The 17,801-nt window shown below is 45.1% G+C and carries 16 protein-coding genes and 1 tRNA gene; 6 read left to right on the forward strand and 11 right to left on the reverse strand.

Annotation, left to right across the window (positions count from 1 at the left end; all coding sequences use genetic code 11):
• Positions 1-4: 4 nt before the first annotated feature.
• Entirely contained in the window at positions 5-487 is a 483-nt protein-coding gene (locus JYJ62_RS02095) for an Lrp/AsnC family transcriptional regulator (RefSeq protein ID WP_269751389.1), read from the forward strand.
• 391 nt (positions 488-878) lie between these two features.
• Here the strand turns inward: JYJ62_RS02095 and JYJ62_RS02100 are convergent.
• Positions 879-955: transfer RNA gene (locus tag JYJ62_RS02100), tRNA-Met, on the reverse strand.
• A gap of 132 nt (positions 956-1,087) precedes the next feature.
• Here JYJ62_RS02100 and dinB point away from each other — a divergent pair.
• From dinB to JYJ62_RS02115, 3 genes are all read left to right on the forward strand, one after another.
• Complete coding sequence (gene dinB / locus JYJ62_RS02105; protein ID WP_205340529.1) at positions 1,088-2,152, forward strand: DNA polymerase IV; 1,065 nt, start codon at positions 1,088-1,090, stop codon at positions 2,150-2,152.
• A 46-nt stretch (positions 2,153-2,198) separates the two neighbouring features.
• Positions 2,199-2,642, forward strand: a complete 444-nt coding sequence (locus JYJ62_RS02110) for a YqaA family protein (protein WP_205340530.1) — start codon at positions 2,199-2,201, stop codon at positions 2,640-2,642.
• Between the two features lie 127 nt (positions 2,643-2,769).
• Positions 2,770-3,342 (forward strand): DUF3087 family protein, encoded by a 573-nt coding sequence (locus JYJ62_RS02115; protein WP_205340829.1) that lies wholly within the window; start codon positions 2,770-2,772, stop codon positions 3,340-3,342.
• Between the two features lie 117 nt (positions 3,343-3,459).
• Here JYJ62_RS02115 and JYJ62_RS02120 read toward each other — a convergent pair whose 3' ends face one another.
• Both JYJ62_RS02120 and JYJ62_RS02125 read right to left on the reverse strand, forming a co-directional pair.
• On the reverse strand, positions 3,460-3,681 hold the full coding sequence (locus JYJ62_RS02120; protein ID WP_205340531.1) for a YgdI/YgdR family lipoprotein: 222 nt from the start codon (positions 3,679-3,681) through the stop codon (positions 3,460-3,462).
• Positions 3,682-3,776: 95 nt separating this feature from the next.
• Positions 3,777-4,031 (reverse strand): YheU family protein, encoded by a 255-nt coding sequence (locus tag JYJ62_RS02125; RefSeq protein ID WP_205340532.1) that lies wholly within the window; start codon positions 4,029-4,031, stop codon positions 3,777-3,779.
• Positions 4,032-4,287: 256 nt separating this feature from the next.
• Here JYJ62_RS02125 and JYJ62_RS02130 point away from each other — a divergent pair, with 256 nt between their 5' ends.
• Complete coding sequence (locus JYJ62_RS02130; RefSeq protein WP_205340533.1) at positions 4,288-5,604, forward strand: bifunctional DedA family/phosphatase PAP2 family protein; 1,317 nt, start codon at positions 4,288-4,290, stop codon at positions 5,602-5,604.
• Positions 5,605-5,864: 260 nt separating this feature from the next.
• Here the strand turns inward: JYJ62_RS02130 and JYJ62_RS02135 are convergent, their stop codons facing one another.
• The 8 genes from JYJ62_RS02135 to peaA all read right to left on the reverse strand — a co-directional run bounded on the left by JYJ62_RS02135 (position 5,865) and on the right by peaA (position 15,795).
• Positions 5,865-6,182: a ComEA family DNA-binding protein gene (locus JYJ62_RS02135; protein WP_205340534.1), complete on the reverse strand. Its 318-nt coding sequence runs from the start codon at positions 6,180-6,182 to the stop codon at positions 5,865-5,867.
• A gap of 260 nt (positions 6,183-6,442) precedes the next feature.
• Positions 6,443-7,963: an aldehyde dehydrogenase family protein gene (locus JYJ62_RS02140; protein ID WP_205340535.1), complete on the reverse strand. Its 1,521-nt coding sequence runs from the start codon at positions 7,961-7,963 to the stop codon at positions 6,443-6,445.
• 525 nt (positions 7,964-8,488) lie between these two features.
• The gene (locus JYJ62_RS02145) at positions 8,489-9,790 is read right to left on the reverse strand and encodes an NAD(P)/FAD-dependent oxidoreductase (protein ID WP_205340536.1); all 1,302 of its coding nucleotides are present in this window, start codon (positions 9,788-9,790) and stop codon (positions 8,489-8,491) included.
• A 56-nt stretch (positions 9,791-9,846) separates the two neighbouring features.
• Positions 9,847-11,178: an alginate export family protein gene (locus tag JYJ62_RS02150; protein ID WP_232365694.1), complete on the reverse strand. Its 1,332-nt coding sequence runs from the start codon at positions 11,176-11,178 to the stop codon at positions 9,847-9,849.
• A 71-nt stretch (positions 11,179-11,249) separates the two neighbouring features.
• Positions 11,250-12,377, reverse strand: coding sequence for a quinohemoprotein amine dehydrogenase subunit beta (gene peaD, locus JYJ62_RS02155; RefSeq protein WP_205340537.1), 1,128 nt, complete (start codon positions 12,375-12,377; stop codon positions 11,250-11,252).
• 27 nt (positions 12,378-12,404) lie between these two features.
• Entirely contained in the window at positions 12,405-12,728 is a 324-nt protein-coding gene (gene qhpC / locus JYJ62_RS02160; RefSeq protein ID WP_205340538.1) for a quinohemoprotein amine dehydrogenase subunit gamma, read from the reverse strand.
• The gene (gene peaB / locus JYJ62_RS02165) at positions 12,706-14,160 is read right to left on the reverse strand and encodes a quinohemoprotein amine dehydrogenase maturation protein (protein ID WP_205340539.1); all 1,455 of its coding nucleotides are present in this window, start codon (positions 14,158-14,160) and stop codon (positions 12,706-12,708) included. The genes qhpC and peaB overlap by 23 nt, the downstream gene beginning before the upstream one ends.
• A 45-nt stretch (positions 14,161-14,205) precedes the next feature.
• On the reverse strand, positions 14,206-15,795 hold the full coding sequence (gene peaA, locus JYJ62_RS02170; protein ID WP_205340540.1) for a quinohemoprotein amine dehydrogenase subunit alpha: 1,590 nt from the start codon (positions 15,793-15,795) through the stop codon (positions 14,206-14,208).
• A gap of 471 nt (positions 15,796-16,266) precedes the next feature.
• Between peaA and JYJ62_RS02175 the strand changes: the two genes are divergently transcribed.
• Positions 16,267-17,760 carry an aldehyde dehydrogenase family protein gene (locus JYJ62_RS02175; RefSeq protein WP_205340541.1) on the forward strand — a complete coding sequence of 498 codons (1,494 nt, stop codon included), beginning with the start codon at positions 16,267-16,269 and terminating at the stop codon, positions 17,758-17,760.
• Positions 17,761-17,801: the final 41 nt, after the last annotated feature.

The following is a 17,801-nucleotide window of genomic DNA, read 5'->3' on the forward strand; positions in this document are numbered from 1 at the left end:
CTTTATTTGGCCACTACAACTTGATAGTTTTGACCGAAAAGTTCTCAAGATCATGCAAGATTCTAACCGAACCACCTACGAGCAAATTCCGGAACAGACCGGTCTGTCACCTACCGCAGTCCAACGTCGAGTTAAACCGATGTGCGAACAACAAATCATCAGCTCTGATGTTTCCATGGTGAATGCCAAGGCCCTCGGTCGCGCTATGACGCTCATCGTGCGGATCAGTCTGGAGCGAGAACACATCAATCTAATTGATTTATTCAAAAAAGAAATGTTGCAGCGTGAAGAAGTACAGCAGTGTTACTACGTCACAGGTTCAACCGACTTTATTATTGTGGTGACCGCTTTCGACATGGGAGATTATGAGCGATTCACCCGCGATGCTTTTTTTGATAACGCCAATATACGTAGCTTCCAGACACACGTGGTTATGGATGCAGTAAAGGTGGGCTTGACCCTGCCGATAGACGAAAAACAGAACTAGGACACATACGACAGAACACTAACTGCCCATGCTCTGCTAATTAAGCTTAGCCTACCTTTTGCTTATATGATTTAGGATTAGCTGCACCTTCAGTTCCAATCACCCGCGCTGTCATTATTCAGTCCTAGCGCCGTTGAATCGAAGGTGTGCTGGTAATCCGGATTTAGAGCAGAGATAAAAAATGACCATTAAACCGCTACAGTGCGCGATAACCGTCTGTGTGCCTTAGACAGACTGACAGTAAAAATCTAGCTGATCAGTATATTCATATTTTAGAAAAAGGCACGCACAGGGCACGGTTTGGGCACGGAGGCTTTTTTGGCGATTTCAAAGCAAGGAATTGCAGGCATAAAAAAAGCCCTAACTTATTGAAAGTTAAGGCTTTAGTATTTGGTTGCGGGAGCAGGATTTGAACCTACGACCTTCGGGTTATGAGCCCGACGAGCTACCAGACTGCTCCATCCCGCGGCGCAAATTATAGCTACTTTTTGAACCTTGTCAAACATTTACTGACTTTAAATACAGTAAAGCCCCGTTGTCTAGCGATCTAATGCTAAGCTAATACCTGTACAGTCAATGTATATAGGGGTTACAGAGACTTTGAGTTCGCGAAAAATAATTCACATTGATGCTGATTGTTTTTATGCCGCCATTGAAATGCGTGATGATCCGCGCTTACAAGGACATGCCGTCGCTGTGGGCGGCTCGGCAGATCGACGTGGTGTCATCGCAACCTGCAACTATGAGGCACGCTCTTGGGGTGTCCACTCAGCGATGCCGACTGCACGTGCAGTCAAACTCTGCCCTGACCTAGTCATTATCAAACCGCGTATGGAGGCCTATAAAGTAGCCTCTAAGCAGATTCACAATATCCTGCACGACTACACCGATTGTATTGAGCCTCTATCCTTGGATGAAGCCTTTTTAGATGTCAGCGATTGTCAGATGTGTTCAGGCAGCGCTACTTTAATTGCCAAAGAAATTCGCAGTCGTATTTGGCAAGAGCTGCGCTTGGTGATTTCCGCTGGCGTGGCACCCAACAAATTCTTAGCAAAAATTGCCTCTGATTGGCGTAAACCTAATGGCTTGTTTGTGATTACTCCAGACCAGGTAGATGATTTTGTCTTAGCTTTACCCGTTAAAAAACTCCACGGTGTCGGCAAAGTCACAGCCGCTAAGCTGGCACGACTGGGCATCAATGACTGCGCGCAACTGCGTGGTCACAGCGTTCTGGTGCTCACCAAAGCCTTTGGCAGCTTTGGCGAGCGCTTATGGTCATTGGCTCGTGGTATTGATGAACGTCCAGTACAGCCTTATAGCCGCAGACAAACTGTGAGTATTGAGCGTACCTTTGAGCAGGATCTAGCTGATTTATCTGCATGCCAAGCACAGCTCCCTCACTTGCTAGAGGAGCTAGGCAAACGCCAAGCACGCTTAGATGACAGTTATCATCCAGATAAGCCTTTTGTAAAAGTAAAGTTCCACGACTTTACCCAAACCACTGTTGAACAAGCCGGTGCAGCGTTGGATTTAGACAGTTATCGCCTACTGCTGTCGGCTGCCTATATGCGCGGCAATAAACCAGTACGACTACTGGGTGTTGGTGTGCGCTTGCTCGACCAACAGCAGCAGGATGCTGTGCAATTAGAGTTGTTCTCTCAGTGAGACTTAATCATCTCTGTTACCACGATCAGCCATGGACTGCAGCACAATGCTAAGTTGGATCAGCTATCTAGGCCTAGGATTCTCAGCCTGTATTGCCGCAACCTTATTACCGATGCAATCTGAAGCAGCTTTAGTTGCGCTTCTCGCACTGGAACCGCGCGCAGTGTACTCACTCGTACTGGTCGCGTCCTTGGGTAATGTACTTGGCTCACAAATCAATTGGTGGCTCGGTACGCAGTTGCAACGTTGGCAGACACGGCGCTGGTTCCCAGTGAAACCGGCACAGCTGGAACGCGCACAGCACTGGTATCAACGCTATGGACGCTGGAGCTTACTGCTGAGCTGGTTACCGATTGTTGGTGATCCGTTAACATTAATTGCCGGTGTATTACGCGAGCCTTTTTGGCGTTTCACTGTGTTGGTCAGTATCGCTAAAGTTGGACGTTATGCTGTCTTGGCCTATGTGACACTGTATTTTTTAAATGGCTAGCTGACGGCATAATAATAGCGTTTACCGTCCAGTCTCTAAGCTTTAGTCAACGCGCAGGCAAGGATAGGCTGGTGCAGCATGCTGCTGTATGATTGTTGAATGTTTAATCTTGAGCTTTGTATTATTTATGCGCAATCCATCACCTGCTAATACACCCTCTTCGGCTAAAAACTCTAGACCATTTACGCTCGCAACCATTAAGCCTGAAGACTACCGTCAGCAAACCCGTAAAGCCACTTGGATTATTATTGCAGTATTTGTGGCGCTGGCGATGCTGTTGTCCAGCCTATTGGTGATGTTTTTTGGTGAGCCGGGTGGTGATAACTTTCGTTTAAACATGGCCGGTGTGGCCGCAGGTGTCGCCATTACTGCAGTATTGGTTCGTGTGCTGTTCAGTAAACAGCCTTGGATGGCCGCTAATGTTTATGGCTGGCGCCTGAAGCGCAGCTTAATGAGTATCACCAATGTGATGCACAATGTCACCCATGGTGTGACAGCAAAGAACCCATCTGCAATTAAGCTTTTACGCTTTTACCATTTAGGTCTACTACAGATGCATGATCTCGATGGCAACACCAGCGAGATCAGTCAGATGGTACATGAGGTCGATGCGCACAAGCAGTGCATGCAAGAGTTAGGCATCGATTGCGAGCAGCAAACACTGGATCCGGCCTGGATTCAGGCGGTTAAAACGAAGTAGTCACACGCTGTAGCATTTTTTATGAGTGTTTGTGCAGTCATTAGTTACTGCACAAACGTTTCGCTCAGAAATCTGGCACATGCATGACACCATGCCGACATAATGCATGCACAGGTGTTACATTTTTTTAATTGTGTGGATATCGTCTTTGTTGATGCGTACTGGTTTACCATCGTTCTGCTTGAACTCGTAAAAACCACTGTCTTCGTCATATTTAGGCTGGTCGGTGGTTTCCAGTTGGGTACCATTTTTTAAAGTAATAACTGTGGGCGAAGAACAACCCGCTAAAGTAACAAAAGCTGCTGCTGCAAATAAGGCCGTAAGATATTTCTTGCTCATAGGTCATCTCCATATATATCAACAAATACGACTTCATAGGTCGCATATAAGTTCAAAAATAACACAATCTTGCCTAGACAAACTGATTAATACTTCTATTCTTGCATCGTGAGCTGATTTAAATCATCCAACCACTCTTTAGGCACATCATTGCGCAAACACAGTTGGCATTGCTGACTTTCGACATCAAAAAGAATCACTGCCTGTTTTTTCTCAAGCGCGCGACGCACCCGTTCAATGCGCGTATGCAATGGCGTTTCATCACCATTATCAGTGCCATCGCGGGTCACAAAATCTTCAATTAAGCCGGTTAGCGTCTCTGCCGCCAGCTGTTCAAAAGGGATCAACATAGGTTTATTAAGTCTAGAATGGCCTTACACTTTAGCACAGTAGCTTAACGCCTAGATGAGCAGGCGTGACTTTCCAAAACAACAACACTTAGAACTCTTGCTAAAATATCGTTAAACTTAAGCCTTTCTCTCTATGTTTGCTCACTCGCATAGCAAGATTGCACTCGATAAAACGCGATTCCAGCGACGAGATACAACGATATCGAATACCTTGAGTCTGATTGCTAATCACAGCCGCTAATAAGTACCTGTTCATATGAATGATTTTCTACAAACAGTTTTAATCGTGTCGAACAACAGTCCTTATTGGCTGGGCACGGCGATTTTTATTACAGCGTTCTTAGAATGTTTAGCCTTGGTAGGAATTGTTCTGCCGGGTGTTGTATTGATGTTTGGTTTAGCTGTTATCGCGGGTAGCAGTAGCTTAGGACTGCCAACAGTTCTCCTCCTCGCTTGGCTCGGAGGTCTGTGTGGGGATGTGATCTCTTACGCATTGGGTTATCGCTTACAACATAAAGTGCCGCAACTGCCCTTATTACGCAGCCATCGACACTGGCTTGTCAGTGCCGAAATCCATTTTGAACGTTACGGGATATTAAGCTTATTACTGGGACGTTTTATTGGTCCTTTACGCCCGCTTCTGCCTTTAGTTGCAGGCATGCTATCAATGCCCTTTACGCGCTTTATTACCGTCAGTATCTTTGCCGCTGCTGGCTGGGCCATTGCTTACATTATGCCGGGCTGGCTGGTCGGAGCTGCTTTTGAGCTAAACCCGCCACCAGGCTTTTGGTTGCAAGCAAGCTGGTTAGGGGGATCTTTAGGACTGTGCGCCGTATTAAGTATATTCAGCTGTTTGCGTGGCTGGCGTAGCAGTAGTTTAGTCAGCGCTGGGCTGTCTACTATAGCGCTGTTTACGCTGATGTTGAGTTGGCAGCATCTATCTATATTTGATCTTTATTTGCATGATCTTAGCCAGCTTATTCGTACACCATGGCTTGATCATGCAATGGTAGTAATGACGCGCTTAGGCGACTTCTCCACACAATTGACTGTGAGCGTTATATTGTGTGCTCTGTTGTTGTTATTTCGACAGTTTCAAGCATTGATCTTTGCCGGTAGCACCTTACTCACTGCTGCCGTCAGCAACTATCTATTCAAGCACTTTTTTGAACGAGTACGACCTTCGTTACTGCTTGAGCCATTACAAAGCTTTAGCTTTCCAAGCGGGCACAGTGCTTCTGGTTTTGCCTTTTTTCTAGTTTTAGGCATATTAGCCAGTCGTCAACAACCGCAACGTTGGCGAGTACTTTGGCTATTCATTGCATTAGTACCAGCTGTTGGTATTGCTTTATCTCGGGTGTATCTAACCGCGCATTGGCCAACGGATATTTTAGCTGGCGCATTACTAGCTTGCGTCATCTGCGCGATCAGCTTAATGCTGGTGCAATCTCGCCAGCCTATACCTGCTCTACGCAAACAGCAGTGGCAAACAATTATTCCTATGCTACTACTGACTTTTACGGTCTTGCTGAGTTGGAATCTACCTGCTGCACTGCAAATGTATGCTCACTAGTGCAAAAAAATAATTAGGAGACTGCTCGCTCTACAGAGCGGGCAGTCTCCTTCCTTTTACTCATCACTTATTGCGTTCATTTAACGCATTAAGCTTAACCTCCCTGTTCAACATCCTTGTTATATAACGCCACTCCTGTAGCGCTTACTTATTTTGCGTATTAATTAACCAATCCCTTACATATCATCCTGATAATTTTAATTAAACGCTCCTGTATTTGCATCCATGCAAAATAAATATCATTTTAAATAACTGTCATTTTATTCAATCGTTAATTTTTTGAAATTTTTCTCCAGTATCGCCATACCAATACCCTTCACTTCAAGTAACTCATCCACTGATGCAAATGCACCATGAGCTTCACGATACTCAACAATAGCGCGTGCTTTAGCAGCACCTACGCCATTTAGCTCTCGAGCCAGTGTTTCTATATCAGCATTGTTAATATTGACTGTAGGCTGGTCAATCGTGGCCACTACTTGTGATTTTGATGTAGCAGGAGGCTCGGCAGCAATAGCAAAAAAACTACTTGCACCTAAGGCTGCAGCCAAGATTGAATTAATCATTAATTTTCGCATAAACACCGTCCTTGTGAGATTGAAAATCTGCAGCCTTTATTGCCTATTATTTATGATAGATCGTGGCTGCACATTTCAAGATAGACGGTATATTCAGCTTGTCAAAATTAAATCAATTTATGTGAAGGCGCCCACAAAAACAGATAGTAATACAGTCTCATTAACCAACAACCTAAAGTAACTAGATATTTAAAATATAACTAATACTATTATAAAATTGAACTCGATACGCATAATAGCAATCGAGTTCAATAATAACTTTAGAAGAAGCCTAAAGGATTGATGTCGTAACTAATCAGTAGGTTTTTAGTTTGCTGGTACTGATCAAGAATCATTTTGTGTGTTTCACGCCCTACTCCTGATTTTTTATAACCGCCAAAGGCCGCATGTGCAGGGTACAGGTGGTAGCAGTTGGTCCATACACGCCCAGCTTTAATACCTCGTCCCATACGGTAAGCACGGTTAATATCACGCGTCCACACTCCAGCACCCAAGCCAAACTCGGTATCGTTAGCGATTTCTAGGGCTTCAGCTTCATCTTTAAAGGTCGTCACAGCAACCACAGGACCAAAAATCTCTTCTTGGAACACGCGCATTTTGTTGTGGCCTTTAAGCAACGTTGGCTGAATGTAGTAGCCTTTCGCAAAATCACCTTCTAACGTTTCGACCTGTCCACCAGTCAGTACTTCAGCACCTTCTTCTGCCGCAATATCCATATAGGACATGATTTTCTCAAACTGCTGCGACGAAGCTTGCGCACCCACCATCGTTTCAGTATCTAGAGGGTTACCACGACGAATCGCCTTAATCTTCTTCATCACCTCAGCCATAAACGGCTCATAAATAGACTCTTGAATCAGCGCTCGAGATGGCGCAGTACAGACTTCGCCTTGGTTAAAGAACGCTAAAACCAAGCCTTCAGCAGCTTTCTCAATAAACGCAGGCTCAGCATTCATAATATCTTCAAAGAAGATATTCGGGGATTTACCACCCAGCTCGACAGTGCTTGGAATAATATTATCAGCAGCAGCATGCATAATCCGTGAGCCCACCGGTGTGGAACCGGTAAAAGCAATTTTTGCAATACGAGGGCTAGTAATCAGCGCCTCGCCTGCTTCACGGCCAAATCCTTGCACGATATTTAACACCCCTGGCGGTAATAAATCACCAACCAACTCCATTAGAACAGTAATAGATAAGGGCGTTTGCTCGGCAGGTTTTAAGACCACACAGTTACCCGCTGCCAGCGCTGGAGCTAACTTCCATGCAGCCATCAGTAACGGAAAATTCCACGGGATAATCTGGCCGACCACGCCTAAAGGCTCGTGAAAATGGTATGCCGCCGTGTGCTCATCAATTTCGGCGGATGTGCCTTCTTGTGCTCGTATACAACCAGCAAAATAGCGGAAGTGATCTGCGGCCAGTGGTACATCAGCATTCAGTGTTTCACGAATGGCCTTGCCGTTATCCCAGGTCTCAGTGACAGCGAGAAGCTCTAAGTTCTCTTCAATACGATCCGCAATTTTTAATAACACCAGTGCACGATTTTGCGCGGAGGTTTTACCCCACGCCGCCGCTGCGGCATGAGCAGCATCGAGAGCCAAGTTAATGTCATCTGCGCTTGAGCGTGGAAACTCACCGCAATCAGCACCCGTAACAGGTGTGGTATTCATGAAGTACTCACCATTGACCGGCGGAACAAACTCGCCACCGATAAAATTACCGTAGCGGGGTTTGATCGTTAGCAAAGAGTCTTGAGTACCAGGTTGTGCATAAATCATAAGCTTAGCCTCGTTATCTACAATGCCTGCGCCAACCGCGGGCACGATACACTTCGATCATAACGGCTCTAGTCTTCAACAAAAGCATTCAAAGGCAAGACTTTAGTATTAGTATATTTACATATAGGTATACGTAAAAGTAACTTACCAAGACATGCAACAAGCCAGTTAGGCCGCTCCACCAAGTCGCCTCCAGATACGCCCCCAGTAAGATCAAACTCAGTAAGTTGCCGAAAACAACCCTGCAATACAACGACTTAAACATTTTAACCGGAATCATAAAAATCAAGTGAAGGATGACAGTAGCACTACTATTTAGTGCTAGATTTCCGATACGGCGATGTCCATAGCAGAAAATCCTGTCCTACGACTATCTGCTGTCGATCGACAAAGCACCCCCGTATAGCTTTGAAGCACACAGAACACCAATAAAAACTTACAACGTCGACATAGTTAGCTTTGCTATCGGTTTTATCTCATGCTCTTTTAAATCCAATCAGCATCGCCAGTGACATCAAAAACAGATCACTTATTAGCAAAATAACCCTGATTAGTGAGCCAACTATTTATGTAGCCTTGCTCAATAACTGAATACTTTCCAAGAAGATCTCTTAGGCCTTGCTCTCGTAACTGACGTAACATGGGCGCTAAGGCGATACCACTATGGTGCCACATACCTAGTGGCTGATCAGGACTAATTACCACCTCTCGCGAGACTATTTCTCCATTTTCAATAACTGGGCGATGTGCTAGTTGTAGCTGACTAAAATCCGCTTCATGATGCGTTGACCGCTGATCTGGCCATTGCTGTCGAGCTAGCCAAAAGGGCTCATGCAACCATTGCTTTTCCAGCGTATAGAAGTCACGCCCTAAGCGAGCAAAGCGTAAAAACAAATGCTCAATTCGCTGCTGGTGAAACTCTTTAGCAAGCGCGGCCTGTTGTGGTTTCTCTAATAATGTATACAGCACTGCCGGAGCCTGCAAGGCGGACGATAGAGCTTGGAAAATGCCATTGCCAGATAACGGATCAACAGCCATAGCAGCATCCCCAATACGCAGCCAATTGCTACCGCAGCTCTCATTACACAGAGTAGAACTGCTGCTGCGCACATGAAGATCTATATTTTGAGCTTCATATTGCTGAAAAAACTCTTGTGCAAAGATGCTTGCTTGTCGTCGCTGCTGACAATACTTAAGTAAGCGTTCCTTTGACGGCAACTGTGCACTGGCTACATCTAAGGTCAGCTGCCAATAGCAACGCCCATCAGCCAGTTGAGCCATCCAACTCCAACCATCATGATGACTATGCAGAGCGGTTTTTACTGGTTGTGGCGGACCTTGCCAACGGTTTAACAAGCTAAGGGTTTCAGGGCCTCGCATTTTCTTTCCGGAGCCTGGTGCTTGACGACCACGAGCTTCGATAAGAAAGTCGGCCGTCACTACTTGACCACTACCAAGTTGTATTTGATGTCCGTGCTGTGTGCTGTGTACACGAAGCACTCGCTGTGTCAGTAGAGGGACTCCTGCGTCTTGCAACTGCTGGCGTAGAGCCTGATCAAAACGCGGCCGATCTAACAAGTATTCGTGATTCTGTTCGTTATACTCACCATTCCATAACACCGATCGGACACATGCCTGCTCTACAGTATCCAGTACATTGCGCAACCCTGCATGCTGTAAAGACTCTAAAACACGCTGTGAAACGCCTTCTACAGCAGAGAATCGTCTTGCCTCACTGACTACAGTGACATTATAACCAAGACGCTGCACACCGAGCGCACAGACAACAGCTGCCGGCCCTGCACCGAGAATAACCACATTAAGCATGTTTAATTCCCCCTAAAGTGCTCCATCAAGAAAGAACTCAATGGAGCATCTTACGCTTAAAAACTGCTACTAAAAATCAACTGGCTATACACATTACGTCCATTACCTGCGAGCTGACTGCCTACCTGCGCAGCGCTTTTTTTCGGTTTATACACACCAACTAAAGGCATAATAGTTAGCTTCGGATGAGCTTGCCACTCCAAATACAAATCCACCTCATTACCAGAGAAATCACCCTGACTGCGGTCAATACTCGCAAAGTCAAACAGCTGTAAACCTAACCCAAGCTTGTCACTTACATCAGCTGTTAAACCGACAAAATGCACCTTAGCATTACTGTTAAAAGGTCCGGCGTAGTTAGCAGCGACTTCACCCTGATACCATGTACCAAAGCCACGACTAAAGCCGTAAAAAAGCGGGTCATAATGTTTACTAAAACGACTGTAGCGATAGCTTAATGTCGGCGACCACGCTACATCTTGGAACGTCCAACCCGCCTCCAAATACCAGGCATTATTATTGCCACTAGGTTTATCTTGCCAAGCATACTCAGCAGATAAAAACAAAGGCTCAACACCTAAATTACCTTGTCCACGTAAGCTGTAGACTTTCATACCATCACGCTCTAACTGAACATCATCAGCATACTTTTTGTCTACACCTTGACCTTTAATAAAGGTCAACCCTAAGGTTCCCTGTTCTGCAGCATGCTCCAAAGTACCTACATATAACTCAGTTTTGGCTTGTGCTCGGTTATCTGATTTAAGCCATATAAGGTCACTACGCCAGCCTTCAGAACCACCTATACGCAAGACCGCAGTTTCAGCAAAACTACTACGTCCAGCTAAATAATAAGCGCCACCTCGATCTAAGACTCCATCAGCGAGCCCTTGACCAAAAGATACTTGATCACCGTTAATTAAAAAACCATCACCAACACTAAGAAGCTGACGACCAGCGGATACTTCTAGACCATGCTGCCCTAAGACCGGGAATAGGTCTCCTGAACGCCAGCGCATCCAAGCATCCTCAAGTTTAGTGCGACGTTCTGAACCATCAGTAAACCCAGCAGCATCCCCATCACCCCAAGTAGCGGTACTCACCCACGCTAAACCAGCATCAAGCACTGATGCATTACTAAATTGCTGACTACCACTAAAACCATACTTTAACGTTCCTTCTCGCCAAGTATGACTTTTAGCTGTTTGTGTTCCTGTTTGCTGATAGGCTTTTTTACTGTTAAAAATACCAAAGTTAGCTGACAAATCAAAATTAAGTTGTTGCTCGGGAGTGCTATACAACTCATAAGCTTCTGCTGACACCAAGCCACTTCCAACAAATAAGCATGCAGCATAATAGGCACGACGCTGCTTAAAAAAGGTCGACATAGGATGTTCCTTTGAATTATTTATTAGTTTTTATCAGCGACAGGTAGCTCACACCACCTGCCGCGACTGACTTAGCGGATAAAGACTTGCGCTGTAGTAATAGCCATGTCACCACCCGGCAGGCTGATGCTGCCAGTTTTCTCAAGGGTTTGTGCATCATGGATACTAATATCGTTGAGCGTACCTACAAGATAAATTTTATCGCCATTGGTACTGAAGTGTAAGTTGTAGTAGGTATGGTCTAATTCTTGAGCTTGCAACAACTCCTGCTTCTCAATGTCATATTTCGTTAAACGGTTCAACAAACCGTACATCAAATTAGGCTCTTTCGGTGAGCGCTGACCGGTAAAGTAGATCTCAACAACATCACCAAAGTCTTTAGTTTCCGTCTCCCCTGTTGCTAGGTTGACATTAAAAAACCCATACTTATATTCAGCAGTTTCTAAGTTTTGGCTGGCGTCAGTAAATTTAGGCGCTGTGTACAAAATACTGAAGTCGCGATTGACTTGCTGGTGCGGCCAAAAGTACAGCACATCAGGCTGGCCATAATTCTCACGCTTCCAGTTGCGACTAGGGATAGCAACCGTATAGCTGCCATCTTGCACATTCACCTTATAGATGTCTGGGCCTGCCATATACAAAGAGCCATCATCGGCTGCTTGCATGATGTACACCTGGCGCGGCGCGGGGAAACTACGTATAGGTTTAGCATTCACCCCGCCATCGGTACTAAATACCTGCAGGCGTGGTTGCTGTATCGTGTAGTGATCTATTGATTTATGCACCGCGTTATTAACGCTATAAAGTTCTTTGCCATCAGCGCTAACAGCAAATGAGAACATCGCTCGCGCATCTTCGTTAGCAGCTTGCGCAAACACAGCATTAAACTCTAATTTACAGGTATCTAAATCAAAGCCATACACTTGGCGAAAACCATTACCTAGAACATAAGCTCGTTTCTTATCAGGGCTTATGGATACTGTACCTGGGCCAAACTGGCCTGGCATGTTGCACGACTTATAGACCTTATCAGTCGCCACATCAATTAAGTGCAAGTTATCGGGATAATTTGTCACTGCAAGGTATTCATGCCCCTTGACTAGGGCTTTTTGGCTGGTATCAGCCCAAGTTGATACTGTAAACAAACTGGTTAACAGGCTTAAACCGACAGCTACTACTATTTTATTTTTATTTAACATAGCAAAATCCTCAAAATCAGCGCGCTATTACTTATCGTCCGGGAAAATGGTGTTGAGATTACGCCAGTCCTGATCGGAATTGATCGCGTCTTTATTCCAGTTAGGGTGGGTATTCATAATGTCTGGTAACTGTGCAGGCCACCAACATGGATCAGCGCAACCATATAAGTCACTTTCCATAGGCTGACATAACGAGCTCACGCCACCAAAGGCGTCTACCTCCCAGCCTGGGTCAGTTGTTGCTGTACAGCCGACAACAGCACTCATCGCCATTACTTCACCAACTTTATCTTCATCGATAGCCTGCAACATTTTTTTTGCTTTATTATTAATTGCTTTTAAGTGTTTCATAATTAGTTTCCTTGCGCGGAGTGATATAAGTCGTAATAAAATCAGGATTCTCAGCCATAATTCGACTGTAGACTTCAATACCAAAATCAACCCAGTCACGCATGAGGTCACAGTAGTGATAGGTTGGATGTGTAGGGTCACCATAACGCGCGTAGCTTTCATGGTAACAACCACCAGAGCACAGATTACGAATACGACAGGTTTCACAACCGGTATTACTGCGGTCAAGACGTTGTGAGAGAAAATCATTCAATTCAACCTGCTTCACACCCTCATGCACATTGCCAAAGGTCGGCAGAGTAGAACCGGTGAAGCGATGGCATAAATTCAACTCGCCCTCGTGATCAACTGCTAACATTTTCAGACCTGCACCACAGGGCAGTGATTTTTTATGCCCCTCGTGAATATCAGTAATCAGTTGGTGTAGATTTGAAAAGCCAATATTGCGGTGCTCTAAAGCCTCAGCCAAGTAATGACGGCCCAACAACTTCATATTGTTAAATACGGCCTCCACCTCTTCTGGCTCTAAGTTAAAACTGCTGATATCACCTGAGGTGACGGGAGCAAAACCGACCTCGGCAAAACCAAGTTCGTTAAACAAGTGATTCCAGATTGTTTCAACATCGGTAATACCCTTAGTCAGGGTCACTCGAGCTCCAACGGGGCGGCTGGTGTAACGTGACAACAGCATTTCAGCCTTACGTCGTACGACATCATATGTGCCCTGTCCACCCACAGTAATACGATTACGATCATGCACAGTTTTAGGCCCGTCGATACTCACGGACAGACCAAAGTTGTGCGCATTCAGGTAATCAATAATGTTCTCTGTCAGCAAGGTGGCATTTGTTGTCATCACAAACTCAATACGCTTACCTAAGCTTGCAAAGCGTTTCTCGCAATAATCCACCACATATTCGATCAGAGGTCGATTGCTCAATGGTTCTCCACCAAAAAAAACCACCGTATAGTTTTTCTCATCAGGGGATTCTTTAAGTAGCATTTCCACAGAAGCAACAGCCGTTTCCTGACTCATTTTTTTGCCAGCAGAAGGGATGTCGAGATCTTCTTTATAGCAGTAGGTACAACTGAGATTACAACCCGTATTGACGTTCAACACCACGGTATTGATAGCTGTTCGATCAACACGCTTGTTAGCGATATCTGGTGTTAGTGGTGATCCATCGCTGATCACTTCAAGAGCAATCAAATCACGTATCGTTTGCACCACATCATCGTGCGGGAAACGATCACTAAAGCGAGCATGCAACTCCTCTGCAGAACAACTTTCTTTGCGTAAGCTATCTATCATTTCAGAGGTCAACTCGTCACTGGCAAAGAGCGAACTGGTTGGAATGTGAAATAGCATACGCGCTGCATCCACATGCACTTCGTGCAAGTTATGTTCAACGATATTAAATAATGCACCCATGATGTCACTCCAAATCTAGTTAAGTAGCTGTCACAATTTTTGCCACTAAGGAAGCGGTGGAATGGCCCATCGTTGCACCGTTACTATCAGCTGGCCTTCGCCTTGTAACTTACGTCCCGCATCATCAACTTCAGCAATAACTTTAAGATTTCCCACGTTACTTGAGTTCATTTGCCGATCAGGATTCGGACCTGCATCACCAGGAGTAAAGATGCCTGTCTCAGATTGCATCTTGCCGGCAAAACGTACGTCTTCAAGCTTTTCTGCTGTCTCATCAAAGGCAGCAACTGTCCAGTTTGCTGGCATAATACCTACACGGTATGGGGTTTTACCGTCGGCACCCACTGCCCACGCTTCAGCATCAAAACGCCCTTCAACTTTTTCTGTTGTGCCGCCATTACCGCCAACACGAGCAATCGAGTAGTCAGGTAAAACCTTAACTGTCTCGATCTTATCGTACAGCGCTAATTGACCGCCTTTAGCGCTACCAATACTTGCAGTACGCAAACCTAAATCAGCATCGACTGCGACTTTCACTCGGTAAGTCACTTGCCCTGTACTTCTAGACTCTTCTTTCAGAACTTGAACACCTGCTCCAAATTCAGGCACGTCTTTCAAATCAGTACCAACAAGAGTCAAACTCGCTTCAGTTCCGCGTTTTAAGTAGCTAGGCTGCAAGGCTAAAATATGAGTTTTACCAGATTGTGCTGCTGTAAAGTCTAGGCCACGCTCATCACGGTCACGCTCAAACATACGCCCTTGCATTTCACCATTTACAACTGCAAACACTTGGCGCATGGCATGCTCACCTACTTTAATATTTGCGCGCCACTCATAGCCATTATAAAGAACTGCTGTCCCAGAGCCTTTAAATGCGCGACCATCAGCATATTGCCCATCAAGAGTCACTTTAAACTGGTCATTGTCTTGTGCTAGAAGCTGCATATTTCCGCGCACTTCCCCCTCGCCGGTATAATGCCCGCTGAAGCTCCAGCTACCTTCTAAGGTTTTAGCTGCTGGTTTTTCAACTTGCCATTTAGACCATTCGTCTGAGTCGTAGGGGTACTTCTTGGCAATCTCACCGACAGTCTTATTGATAGCAATATCAAACCAGTCTCGGTCACGTGACAACGCTTGATACTCTAAAGAAGCCCACTGCCCAAGATGGAAGTGCACTAAATGACTCCACTCTTCAGCAGGTCGACGCTGCAAAATAGTACGCGCACCTGAGTGACATCGAGCACACATCTGCCCAAACTCTTCTTCTTCACCTTGGAAATTTTCTTGCGTATTTAAACGTCGCTCCATGGCATAACGCACATCTTGTACTTCTCTAGGGGCTAACCCCTGTTTATCAGATAAGTACTTAACCAACACACGACGATCGTCGTTATTTATCTCAACCCCGTGTGTCACCTGCATTCGTGCTACAGTCATCAACCAGCCTTCAGGCGTCTTACGTTGCTGGCTAATACGGCTCAATTCATTATCTGCCCCTGGGGCATGGCAAGTAGAGCAGGTCTGCTCAAGTATTTGCGGGCCGGTAAGCGGCTCAGCCCAGCTGGCCACGGAAACACAGCTGATAGCCAAGGCTAATACACTAGGTACAGCGGCTAGTCTTAGTTTCGTTTTCATCAAAACCTCCAGATTATTCTTATTGTTAGACCGTAACTTGATTGCTCAGACTCAGCTAACTTGGCAAAGTTTTCACGGCTTAATAAAAACATGCTATTTCTATGCCAGCTTTTTAAATAGCTTTAAAAATCAATAACTTAAAGAAAAAATAAAAACTATTAAAAATATATACTTAGGTATAAGCAGTGGAAACTAACCTGTTTGTGTATCAGCATGAGACAGCAATGCTCCAGACTAAGACTTAACTCCTAAAATAATTAAACGCCTTATAGCACACCTATGCAGTACACCATTCCTTAGAGCGTCTCACCATGTGTTAGGCATATGTCGCAATTTACGACAGAACGGCCAATTAAAAGCATCTTGTGAAAATGAAACAATGCAGCTAAGCACGCTAGATTATAGCTCTCAAAGAGTTGGCATATCCTTTGCTTATTAAAAGAGACAGTCCTAATAATAAGAGAGCTCAATATGTCTAAACAATTTTCGCCATTAGCTTCCACCTTGCTTTTCGCACAGCGTCAGCACGGCTTATTTATTAATAATCAGAGCCAAGCTGCAATAAGTGGTGCGACTATGGAATTAGAGAACCCTGCTAACGGTGAGTTTTTATGTAGTGTCGCGCAAGCAGACGTCATGGATGTAGATCGTGCAGTTCATGCTGCGAAAAACGCTTTTGAAGGTCAGGCATGGGGGAAAATGCGGCCTCGTGAACGACAAAACCTCCTTTGGAGGCTTGCAGATCTTATGGAGAGAGACGCTCAAATCTTAGCTGAACTTGAATGCTTAAATAATGGTAAAAGCGCACAAGTAGCACTAGTTATGGATGTGCAGTTATCGATCGACTTTTTACGCTATATGGCTGGCTGGGCTACTAAAATAACAGGTAGCACCGTAGATGTATCTATTCCTTTAATACCTGACGCTGACTTCCATGGTTTTACGCGTCGAGAGCCAGCTGGTGTTGTAGGAGCAATTGTGGCGTGGAACTTTCCTCTCTTATTAGCCTGTTGGAAACTAGCTCCAGCCTTGGCTACAGGCTGCTCTATGGTACTTAAGCCCGCCGATGAAACACCTCTTAGTGTCCTAAAAATGGCTGAGTTAGTACAAGAGGCTGGTTACCCAGAAGGCGTTTTTAACGTTATCACAGGCGTAGGCTCTATAGCTGGGGCTGCACTCAGCGAGCATCCATTAGTTAATAAATTAACCTTTACCGGCTCGACACAAGTAGGCCAAATCATTGGCAAAGCTGCACTGGACAATATGACACGCATTACGCTGGAGCTCGGCGGCAAATCCCCAACAATAGTATTGGCTGATGCTAATATTAAAACTGCTGCAGCCGGTGCTGCAAATGCAATTTTCTTTAACCACGGCCAGGTTTGTAGCGCTGGCTCGCGGCTTTATGTACAACGTGAAATTTTTGATCAAGTCGTTGAAGAAATTGCAGCTATCGCTAATAGCATGCAATTAGGCGAAGGCATGGATCCAAGTACTGATATGGGCCCATTAATTTCATCCAAACAACAAAAACGTGTACAAAGATATATCGATCAGGGTAAGGCACTAGGCGCTAAAATTGTATGTGGTGGAGAATCATTTGGCCCTGGTTACTTTGTGCAACCAACTGTTATCTCAGAAATAAATCAATCATCCCCTCTCGTGCAAGAAGAGATTTTTGGGCCCGTATTAGTCGCTATTCCCTTTGATAATATCGAAGAAGTCATAGAGCTAGCCAATGATAACCCTTACGGACTTGGTGCAAGTATTTGGTCAAATGATTTAGCACTGGTTCATCGATTAATTCCTCGGATTAAATCTGGCTCTGTCTGGGTCAATTGCCACAGCGCACTGGATCCAGCCTTACCATTTGGCGGCTATAAAATGTCTGGATATGGACGTGAAATGGGTGAGGAAGCTATTTTTAGCTACACAGAACACAAATCCGTCCTGATTCGCATATAAAATCCACACCACCTAAACACAGACTCAGTAAGCGTCACGCC

This window comes from Denitrificimonas caeni (assembly GCF_905120345.1).
Lineage (GTDB): Bacteria > Pseudomonadota > Gammaproteobacteria > Pseudomonadales > Pseudomonadaceae > Denitrificimonas > Denitrificimonas caeni_A.